Origin of the sequence: Mycobacterium sp., from assembly GCF_052144515.1 — a bacterium.
Taxonomy (GTDB): domain Bacteria; phylum Actinomycetota; class Actinomycetes; order Mycobacteriales; family Mycobacteriaceae; genus Mycobacterium.
This window is the reverse complement of record NZ_JBKQQD010000403.1, coordinates 1-7,009: the sequence shown is the minus strand read 5'-3', so window position 1 is coordinate 7,009 and position 7,009 is coordinate 1. Positions and strand designations below refer to the sequence as shown.

General features: G+C 63.1%; 3 protein-coding genes and 4 pseudogenes. 2 read left to right on the top strand and 5 right to left on the bottom strand.

The features are described from left to right. Positions 1-220, top strand: a pseudogene (locus tag ACLP9N_RS27015) (TetR/AcrR family transcriptional regulator); the annotation flags it as partial. A 46-nt stretch (positions 221-266) separates the two neighbouring features. Here the strand turns inward: ACLP9N_RS27015 and ACLP9N_RS27010 are convergent. After that, complete coding sequence (locus tag ACLP9N_RS27010) at positions 267-1,214, bottom strand: glycosyltransferase (protein WP_442410263.1); 948 nt, start codon at positions 1,212-1,214, stop codon at positions 267-269. 342 nt (positions 1,215-1,556) lie between these two features. Further along, on the bottom strand, positions 1,557-2,741 hold the full coding sequence (locus ACLP9N_RS27005) for a cation:proton antiporter (RefSeq protein WP_442410262.1): 1,185 nt from the start codon (positions 2,739-2,741) through the stop codon (positions 1,557-1,559). A gap of 467 nt (positions 2,742-3,208) precedes the next feature. On the opposite strand from ACLP9N_RS27005, the pseudogene ACLP9N_RS27000 reads away from it, so the two are divergent. Next, positions 3,209-4,289: pseudogene (locus ACLP9N_RS27000) on the top strand (flavin-containing monooxygenase); the annotation flags it as partial. Positions 4,290-4,686: 397 nt separating this feature from the next. Here ACLP9N_RS27000 and ACLP9N_RS26995 read toward each other — a convergent pair. The 3 genes and pseudogenes from ACLP9N_RS26995 to ACLP9N_RS26985 all read right to left on the bottom strand — a co-directional run. Continuing rightward, positions 4,687-4,983 (bottom strand): annotated as a pseudogene (locus tag ACLP9N_RS26995) (Mu transposase domain-containing protein); the annotation flags it as partial. A gap of 90 nt (positions 4,984-5,073) precedes the next feature. Next, positions 5,074-6,138 carry a YncE family protein gene (locus ACLP9N_RS26990; RefSeq protein WP_442410261.1) on the bottom strand — a complete coding sequence of 355 codons (1,065 nt, stop codon included), beginning with the start codon at positions 6,136-6,138 and terminating at the stop codon, positions 5,074-5,076. A 357-nt stretch (positions 6,139-6,495) separates the two neighbouring features. Next, positions 6,496-6,717 (bottom strand): annotated as a pseudogene (locus ACLP9N_RS26985) (ATP-binding cassette domain-containing protein); the annotation flags it as partial. Positions 6,718-7,009 lie beyond the last annotated feature (292 nt).

Here is a 7,009-nt window from a genome sequence, read left to right as displayed (position 1 = left end):
GGACGATCCTGAGCTCGCGTTGTCGGTGGCAGGCGGCGCGCTGCTGGGGCTGGGCCAGCTGCTGCATGACCAACCCGAACGCAGCGATACCGAGGCGGCCGATCGTGCCACCCGCGACGTGCTGATCATGTTCGGCCTGCCTGCCGACGAGGCCGCGGAGATCTGCCGTCGGCCGCTGCCCGACCTCGACGAGCTGACCGAGACCGACTCCGCGGCGTGATCTGCACCGACACGTTTGGTTGGTCGGACTCCTGCGAGTGATTCAGTCAGCTGCTCGCGCTGGCTGACGAACTGAAGCTGGCCGCATTGCCGAGCACGCGTTGCTCGATCAGGTCGGCGCCACGAGCGACGCCGCCGGTCGCTGCGAAGCCCGCCGCGACCCGCCGTGCGCCCTCTGTCATGGTCATCGCCTGTCGGACCTTCGAGGACAGCCGAGACGCGGTCAGCTTCTTAGCCGGCAGACGAGTTCCGCAACGCGCCACCTCGACCCGTCGCGCTACCTCGAATTGGTCCCGCCCAAACGGCACCACGCACACCGGAACGTTTCGGGCAAGCGCCTTTTGGGTTCCACCCATACCGCCGTGGGTTATCGCGCACACCGCGCGGTCCAACACGGGGCCGTGCGGAACGAACTGGACCACCGTTGCGTTCGGTGTCAGTGCGATGTCGCTCGGTAGCCCGGCGGGCAGTGTCGCGACGACATGCACGGGTTCGTTCGCGAGCGCGGCTATCGCGGTCCTGACGAGCTTTTCGTCGGCCTGCTGTTGCGACGACGTGGTGACCAGTACGACCGGCCGGTCAATCGCCGTGAGCCAGTCGGGAACGGCATCCATGGCCGGTTCGAACATGCAGGGACCGATCATCTGTACGGCATCGCCCCAGTCCGTTTGCGGATACTCGAACGGCTTGCCGCTCGCCACCAGTATCAGCGGGGCCCGCCGCATGAACTCGTCCGCCGAAGCGACCGGCGGCGCGCCGGCGCTCGCACGAATCTTGTTGCCCGCCGGCAATACCGCCCTTTCCATCATGCCAATTGCGATGGGCCGCAGCACGGCGTCGCGGATGCGGCCCAGCACGCCGGGCAGTGGAGCCAGACGCAGCCCGAAAGGCGGCACTCCGGGTGATTGCAGAGCCGGTGTGTAGGGGGAAAAGCATGCCCACGGGATGACCGGCAGCCGGACCAATCCGGCCCTGCCCCAACGTATCTGCACCATCACGGCTTGGAGAAGGCCCACAACTACACAATCGTCCCGCCGCACCCTTCCGGCATCCGTCGACAGCTTTCACAAGGCCGGCCCGGCGTCAAGACCGTTCGTCCTCGCTGCACTCGGGCGCTCCGTCTTGACCCCCGGTCCTTGCCTGACGCTGTCTACACGGAGGCCGAAAGCCGACAAAACCGCTGGTCGGTAACGTGTTGACAGGGCCCCGCCCCTTCAGGGATGACAAACCCGCACCCCATATCAGAACGCCACGAGTATCGCCTTTACGAGCGCCCATGCGACGTCTCTCGCTGAGCGGCGGCGAACAAGCACGCGAAGGACACGTGAAAGCTTGAACTAAGTCCCCGTGGTCTTGTCGGTCACGGCGGGTTTATCCGCTTTTGCGGCGCTCTGGCCGCGCGCCGCCAACGCGCCCGCGATCGATGTGCAGGCGATCGTCAACAGGGCACCGAACATCAACGCCGACGCTTCGCCGGCGGCGAGGAGGTGTTCCTCGGTGCCGATGGTGGCCGCAGCCACCGGCACGCCGAGCTGCGCGGCCGAGAGGGCCGCAAGTGTCAGCGGCTGGCCGAGCAACCTTCCCGCGCAATGCGCCAGCACGGCACCCAGCCCCAGGCCTACTCCCAGCAGAATAAATTTCGGGTGCGAACCCAGTTCGCGTACCTGCAGCGAGGCGCCCAGCCAGACGAAGAACAGCGGGCTGAAAAATCCCTCGGTGATACCGAATAGCTGACGTGCCAGCCGCCGCGGTTCGCCAACGAAGGCGATCACCAAACCCAACGCGAAGCCCGCCAGCATGATCGACACGTGGGTGCTTACGGCCAGCGCCGCCAGCGCGAACAAGATGAGCAGGCTGGTCCGCAATTCCAACGCGACCCGGTGCTTCTCGGAATAGTCGTGTATGCGCCGACGCCAGCCCCTGCTCTCGACCGCGCGCAGCAGCACAAAGAGCACCACCGCGAAGCCCGCGATCACCAGCCCACCAAGTGCTGCCATCGGCGCCCGCCGGAAGTCGATCACCAACGGCAGCAACACAATACACGCGGCATCGGCAATGGCGATCTGCACAGTCACGGAGAGCACTTGCGGTCCGTGCAACCGCAGCGAATCGATCACCGGCAATGCCAGCGCCGCCGATGACGAGGCCATCAGCACCGCGTAAAGCGCCGCGTGGCCGGTCCCGAACCCAGCCGCCAGCCCAACACCGAGAGCCGCCGCGACGGCACCGATCACAACCGCCCGCGCCAATGCCCGCGGCACCGCCGAGCGCAGCTCGGGGTCGCGGACCGGAACATGGGAGCCCACGACAAACATCACCAGCGCGAAGCCGATATTCGCGAACAACTGAAACGTTGGGTTGGCGCCATCGACGACGCCGAAACCGGTCTTGCCGACGACAAGTCCCGCGATCAGCTCACCGATGATCACCGGTATCCGCAAGCGCGGCACTGCGGCCAGCGGCGGACCGACGAAACCAACGGCGGTCAGCAACGCCAGCGTGTGGAAGCCGAACCCGTGCACGTCAGCGGCCCTTCAGCGGCGGCGAGCTCACCAGGCTTCCAGCCGCTTTGAAGGCTAACTTCGGAGTCAGCACAACGTCATTTTGACATTCTTGATCGTCACAGAGTTGGGCGGATCGTTGAACACGACCCGACGAGCCGCGCTCGGGTTCACAAGTCCGTTCACAAACGGCATTTCCGCTGGTGGCGGAGACAGTGGTGGCGGAGACACTGGTAGCGGAGACACTGGTAGCGGAGACAGCATTCGAACCTGCGGCCGCTGGGTTGTGCAGCTACCGCGTCGGGCTCCGCCATTCCCACCTTGGGTGTGCAAAGCAAGGACGGTAACGACATTGATCAGGCTACGACCTATATCAATCAGGGAATCGCCGATGGCCCAGCACCGGACCGCGGGTTCGCTTGGAGGCGTAGTGGTCACAGAAGAGGACGATCTTGATCACATCGGCCCGGCAACGCGTGCGGGCAAGCACACAAACGGGCTTCCTGTCCCAACCGCACACTCCCGATATCCCCGGTATCGCCAGCTTCGATGGCAAGGTTGTCCACACCGCCGCGTGGGACGATAGCTACCGCTTTGCGCGGCGTCGTGTCGCGATCATCGGGACCGGGGCGACCGCGGTGCAACTTGTCCCTGAGCTGGCCAAAGAGGCCGCCGATCTGACCGTCTACCAACGCACCCCGATTCACGTGGTGCCCAAGATCGATTTCGCAATTCCCACGGTGATGCAACGCCTGTTCGCGCGCCTGCCCTTGATGCAGCGCGTGTTTCGCTGGGTGACCGACATCATTTTCGAGCTGATCACGGTCAGTGTGCTGCACTATCCGCAGTTCCGGCGGCTCTACATTGCCGCTGCCTACCTGGCCAAGATCAACCGATTCGTGTCGATCCGCGACAAGGAACTGCGTCGCAAATCGACACCGGCCTACGACTTCGGCTGCAAGCGGCCCACCTGGTCCAACGACTATTACCGCGCCTTTACCAAACCGCATGTGCACCTAGAGACAAACCGGATCGAGCGGATTGAGCAGGACGGTATCGTCGCTGCCGATGGGCGCAAGGCAGTCATTGACACTCTGGTGCTGGCCACCGGGTTTGACCTGTGGGACGCCAACTTCCCGGCATCGAGGTGATCGGCCGTCAAGGCCGCAACTTGGGAAAGTGGTGGCGCGAGAGCAGGTTTCAGGCCTACCAGGGTGTATCCATGCCGTACTTCCCCAACTACTTGAGCCTGGCCAGTCCGTTTGCCTTTTCCGGGTTGTCCTTCTTCAACACCATCGAATACCAGATGCGGCACATGGACCGGCTGTTCGGCGAGGTCAAGCGCAGGGGCGCAACCACCTTTGAGGTAACCGAAGAGGCCAACGCTCGTTTTCTTGATCGGATGACCCGACTGCTGGACGACTCGGTGTTTAATCGTGGCGACTGTGCCACGTCGCGGTCGTACTACTTCAACCCTAGCGGTGAACAACGCTGTTGCGGCCGACGTCGACGGCAAATGCGGTGCGAGAAGGCTCGACCTTCCCGCTCAGCGACTACACGATCGCCTGAACCAAAGTCAAGGCAGCTGGGCGTTGAGGTTTACCCAGTCAGCGGCGCTAATGTCCCCAAAAGTTGTCCCCTCCCGCCTGAAAACGGCCCCAGGAGAAGTCTACGAGGGCCGTTTCCCCTGGTAGCGGTGGCGTGGCAGGTCCTCCATCACGATCCTGCCAGGTGGAGCCGCTAGTATCCGTTCGCATCGGAACCCGTCAAGGACACCATGACCGATTTCGATAGCATCGACTTTTTCAGCGACCGGTCCGTCGTCGAGAACCCGTATCCTTACTTCGAATACCTTCGTGAGAAGTGCCCGGCGTTTCGGGAACCGCACCACGGTGTGGTGGCCGTGACCGGTTACGACGATGTGCTGGCGGTGTCCGCGACATGCCGTTGGAGGTCTTGGTTGCCATCACGCCACCGGCCCGTTAAGACCCAGCAGGGTGTCGTAGTCGGCCAGGCAGCGTTGTTCGACCTCGACATGGGTGGGCGGTCCGATGATGTCGAACCGCTTGCGGCGCAGCAGTTTGGCCGCTTCGACATGCTCGGGATCACTGATCGTCTGGTGTTTGGCCCAGATCCGGGCGTGATCGGCGACTTGGTTGCCCTGACACCAGATCTGGACTCGCCCCAAGTCGGCGGTGATCTCGATGCGCCGACCGACCGCGACCGGGTGCACCGAGTAGTCGTTGCCATCGACCCGCACGTAGGGGCTGGCGCCGCCCAGAGCGCGAAGCGGAAGCGGCTCAGATCGACCCACGAAAACGTCAGTAGATCCTCAATTAACCGCCGATTGCGGCTAGATCGAGGCCACGGTAACGGTGCCCGACCAATAGTCGCTGACATAAAGACGACCGCCATCGGGGCTGACCGCCAACCCTTCGGGATGACCGCCAACGTCGATGGTGTTGACGACGCACTGGGTGACGGTGTCGATGACCGAGACGCTGTGGTCACCGAAATTGCTGACGTACGCTCGCTTGCCGTCCGGACTGATCTGCACGCTTCGCGGCAGGTCGCCGACCGTGATGCACGCCGCTTCGTTGGTAACCGTGTCAATGACCGACAGCGAGCAACAACTGGTCACATACGCCTGCAAGCTGTCTGGCGTAAGCGTCAAGGCAAGTGGCGCGTCACGCAGCGCAATGGTCGTGAGACAGTGGGTGGCAAGGTCAACCGCCGACACGAATTCGGTGTCGTAGTGCGTCGCGTACATCGTTGACCCATCCGGGCTGACCGTGATGGTCTCCGGCGAGACAGCTATGTCGATGTCATCGATCACGGCATACCTCGCGGTGTCGATCATGCTGACAAAGCCAGTACAGTGCTGGTAATAGGAGCTGTATCCAGACAATCCGGCGTACGCGCGGGTGCCGTTGGGGTCCACGGCGATGTCGGTGATTGCGTAGCCGCCTACACCGGGAATGGTTGCGACCGTGGCGCCTTCGGTGTCGTTCACGGAAATCCAGCTGGTGCAACGACCATGATGTTTTGCGTTGTGTGCTGTGTAGATGAGGGCCCGATCTGCGGTGACGACCTCCTGCGCACTAGAAGCACCGGGGAGAACACGTATCCAGTGGTCGGCGACGTCGACGACTGAAACGGAGCCTTCGTGGTTTGTGACATAGAGCCGGCTGCCGTCGGCATTGATCGTTAGGCCCTTCGGATCTCCGCTGATCGGAATAATGCCCAGGATGTTGTTGAGGCGGCTGATCACCGCGATCGAGTTGCTCCGGGCCACATACGCACGGGAGTTGTCCGGACTGATGACGACGTCGCCCGTCCGGCCGCCCATGGGAATCTTCGCGATGACGGTCGGTGCCGGCGCGCAGTAATCCGACTCGAGGCCGTAGTCCTGGCGCATGATGATCCTTTTCGGTTCGTCGTATGACACCTCTGATGGTTCGGGTGCTGGCCACAACGGACATAGGGACGAAAGTCATTCAAATGACCGGCGTTCGTCCTCCTCGCGGCGCTTCGATCATGCTCAAATGCGGCGTGCCCTTCGTCGCAACCGGAATTGAGGTCACCTCGTTCAGGGGATCTGTGAGTTTTCGTGGTGCGGGTGTTGCAGTTGATGAAGCCGACCATGACTTTGGCCCGCTTTGCGTGTTCAGCGCTTCGGCCTCGGGGCCCCATCCGGCCTTTCATCGATGAATGCAAATCTGCCGTCGCACTGGGAGGTCGATGATCGGCCGTCTTTCCGGTCGCAGAGCTGCCCCTCCTCGACCTGGATGTTGTCGAGATGTGCGGTCGGTTCGTCAGCCAGAATCAGCGGCGGATCGAGGACGATCGCGCGCGCCACGGCGACCCGTTGTTGTTTCCCGCCGCTGAGATCACCGGGACGATGGGCCATTCGGTCCTGCAAACCGACACGGGTCAGCAGCTCCTCGGCGCGCTCGCGCGCCGCGCCGCGCGACTGTCCGGCCACGCTCAATGGGACGCGAGCTACGGTGCTTGACCGACGATGACGGCGGCCGCGCCAACAGTCATCACTGACGCCGCACCGCAACCGGGACTAATCGCGGAGGCGACGGTTCGGCCAGAGACGCGGCCCGATCCCGAAATGTATTGATTGATCGATGTTGCCCGTTGGAATCGTCATCGTTGGAGGTTGTCCCGAGTTCCGTGGAACTTCGGTGGCGGTCCGGTGAGCATCAGGCTGCGCTCACCTGGTCATTGTGCACGACAGGTTCGGCGGTTTCGCGTTCGAGTGCAGCGCGGACTGTGGGTAG